We start from the raw sequence: 3017 nt of genomic DNA on the forward strand, positions 1-3017 counted from the left end.
ACGCCGACCGAGTACGCTGTCCGCTGCGGCCACACCCACCACCCCGTGGCCTGCACCATCAACTGAAACTGGATCGAAAACAACCCGGACTCAAAACCCGGGTGGTCCCGTTATCGGGGACCGGCCACGGCGACAGCCGCCACCTGCGCCAGCTTCTGCGCCACGAACAAACTCCATTCAGCTACCCAATTCGACTTTGGGGCGCTGTCCGAAAACCTTCGGGCACCTCATACCGGCACATCTCCGCATACGTGTGGGTTGCCGTGACGACCGAAGAAATCCCCACCTCTGCTGAAGAAATCCCTACCTCTCCGTTGGCAACATCCAGTGGTGGCTAACTCCGCACATGAGTAGCGTGTGGGCACGGCACCAGTGCCGCATCTGTTGGACCTGACAGCGCCGCCGGGGTCGCTTAGCAACTCTCGGGGACGCTCGCGGCGCGCGAGTACCACCATCAGCCCCTCGCCGCTCGAGCCTCCTTGTCTCGAAGGAGAATGTATGCACACTCCCGATGTTCTCGTCCTGGGAGCGGGAACCGCAGGGTCACTCGTCACCCGTCGCCTACTCGACGCAGGCCTGAAGGTCACCCTTGTCGAAGCCGGTGGAGACGACACCAATCCGGCCATCCACGATCTGTCCCGCGTCGGAGAGCTGTGGCTGGCTCCAGAGGACTGGCGCTACTTCTCTGCCCCCCAGCAGAGAGCACTCGGCCGCCGGTTACATATACCCCGCGGCAAGGTCGTGGGCGGCTCAAACCAGCTCAACGGGACCATCTGGGTCCACGGCGCCGCCTGGGACTACGACCAGTGGGCGGCTGCGGGGAACACCGGTTGGGATTGGGAGTCGGTCGCACCGATCTTCAAGGGGCTCGAGGCGGCGACCGACCCCGCAGGCCACATGGACGCCGTCGAGCCAGAACTCAGTCCCATCCAGCGGGCCATCCTGGATTCGGCGCTGCACTACGGCCTTCCGCTCAACACCGATTACAACTCCGGGGTACCCGATGGCGCGTCGCAAATGAAGCTCAATCTCCGCGATGGGCGACGGCTGTCAACCTGGGCCGCATACATGCGACCGGTAATCAACCACCCCGCTCTCCAACTCGAGCTGAACGCCCTGATCGACTCCCTGATCGTGACCGACGAAACGGTGCTCGGCGCCCGGATCATCGACGCCGACGGGGAGCGGCGCGAGTTGCGAGCCGACCTCGTGGTGCTATGCGCTGGCGCGCTCGGCTCACCAGCAATCCTGCTGCGCAGTGGGATCGGACCGGCAGCAGACCTCCAAGCCCTCGACATCCCCGTGGTCGCCGACGTCCCCGGGGTGGGACGCAACCTGCAGGACCACTTCCTGGTGCCGGTGATCTTCGGCACCGAGAAGCCGATCGCACCCCCGGAACCGTTCCAGCCGGTCACCCAAACACACTGGTTCTGGAAGAGCGACCCGGCGCTGCCCGTACCCGACACCCAACCGATCAACTTCAGCGTGCCGTTCTACTACGATGCGGAAATGACCGGTCCGGCTTCGGGTTTCACGCTTCATGCTGGCCTGATCCGGCCGCGCAGCACCGGCACACTCACCCTTGCCTCCACCGACCCCGCTGCCGAGCCCATCATCGATTTCAATCTGTTCGACGATGAACGCGACCTGATCGCCCTGGTGAAGTCGGTGCGCCAGTGCCGGGAGATCGGACGCCAGGGTCCGCTGGCCAAGGAATGGGGTGCGACCGAGGCACTGCCCGGGCCGACCGTCAGCGACACCGATGAACAGCTGACGGCATGGATCCGCCGCGCGGTCAATACCTATCACCATCAGGCCGGCACCTGCCGCATGGGCATCGACGACCACGCCGTGGTGGGCCCCGATCTGCGGGCAGGGGCAGTCGCCAACCTAATGATCGCCGACGCGTCGATCATGCCGTCGGTCACCACCGGCAACACAAACGCGCCCACCGCGATGATCGCCGAACGTGCCGCCGCGGTCATCACCAACGCCTAGTTCGCGCCTGAAATCCGTTGTGTAATTGTAGGATTCGGCGGTGGTGAGGACTGGGAGGCCGAGGTCGGGGCCGGATTTGGTGGTGACCGAGGCTCAGCGTCGGGAGTTGGTGCGGGGTGCGCGGGCGGCGACGTCGACGCAGGCGTATGCGTTGCGGTGCCGGATCGTGCTGGCCTGTGCCGAGCTCGGCGCGTTCAACACCTTCGCCACGCCGCCCGGCGCTGGTCTGAAACCGGAGCCGGTCCCTTACCCGTGACAGTTCAGTCGTGCCGCCTGATCCTCGATTCCGGCGATCGTGTAGAGAACCCACATGATTCCGGCGATGCCGGTGAGCAGCCCTGCGATCAGCGCCGTGATGGCTGTGGTGATGGCCGTCGCGCCATGTGGCGCAAACAACTCCGGGTTTGCCTGCGGATCTCTCACATTACCGCCCCCTCATCGTTTCGGGTGAGACTACCTCGCGGTGCCGAGAGCTGGAGACGTCGTCTCACACGCCTTGCGCCATCCCCCATAGGAATGGCATTGCGATGAAACCGCGCCGGCCAATGAGAGCACCACGGTCGAACCCGCGCGAAGTCGGACACCGCCGATCTCCAGCGTTGTACGTGGGGTGCGGGCGGTGGTCTGCACCGGCGGATCGATCCGCAGGATTTCCTCGACCGCATTGGGCCACAGCTCCGGTTCGGCGCGCAATCGACTCAACTGATCGGGTGGGTGACGCAGCAGCCAGGTGATGCCCTTGCCGATCAAGTTCACCGACCGGTTTGCGCATCCGCGCGTGTTCGGGCTGGTCGATCACCAGCATCGACGGAGGATCCACTGGGTTCGGCGGGACGGGCCGGCGGTGCAGCACGCGCCGTATGAGGCGCGGCGCGAGCACCGTCGGTACGCCTGCACCGAAACGCTTGTCACGCAGTATTTCTCGAGCCATGTCGTGATCGAAAGTGATCGACCGATACAGGTACTGCGGTTTCATCGAGCACTCCATCCCGGTCGAAGTCCGGTCGCGGGCCGAGTCG

General features: G+C 64.9%; 4 protein-coding genes. 2 read left to right on the top strand and 2 right to left on the bottom strand.

The features are described 5' to 3' along the window. Positions 1-498: 498 nt before the first annotated feature. Both C5E41_RS07715 and C5E41_RS33740 read left to right on the top strand, forming a co-directional pair. Positions 499-1998, top strand: a complete 1500-nt coding sequence (locus C5E41_RS07715; RefSeq protein WP_104375170.1) for a GMC family oxidoreductase — start codon at positions 499-501, stop codon at positions 1996-1998. 82 nt (positions 1999-2080) lie between these two features. Continuing rightward, complete coding sequence (locus tag C5E41_RS33740; protein ID WP_181063150.1) at positions 2081-2254, top strand: hypothetical protein; 174 nt, start codon at positions 2081-2083, stop codon at positions 2252-2254. Here the strand turns inward: C5E41_RS33740 and C5E41_RS33745 are convergent. Both C5E41_RS33745 and C5E41_RS07720 read right to left on the bottom strand, forming a co-directional pair. After that, positions 2245-2421, bottom strand: a complete 177-nt coding sequence (locus tag C5E41_RS33745) for a hypothetical protein (protein ID WP_181063151.1) — start codon at positions 2419-2421, stop codon at positions 2245-2247. The two genes, C5E41_RS33740 and C5E41_RS33745, sit on opposite strands and share 10 nt — an antisense overlap. A 30-nt stretch (positions 2422-2451) precedes the next feature. Continuing rightward, complete coding sequence (locus C5E41_RS07720; RefSeq protein ID WP_104375171.1) at positions 2452-2754, bottom strand: cytochrome P450; 303 nt, start codon at positions 2752-2754, stop codon at positions 2452-2454. Between the last annotated feature and the right edge of the window lie 263 nt (positions 2755-3017).

It is taken from the genome of Nocardia nova (assembly GCF_002933465.1).
Taxonomy (GTDB): domain Bacteria; phylum Actinomycetota; class Actinomycetes; order Mycobacteriales; family Mycobacteriaceae; genus Nocardia; species Nocardia nova_B.

Bases quoted from the DNA above. Each gene is read 5' to 3' on its own strand.
- C5E41_RS07715 (WP_104375170.1), top strand. From the start codon at position 499: ATGCACACTCCCGATGTTCTCGTCCTGGGAGCGGGAACCGCAGGGTCA.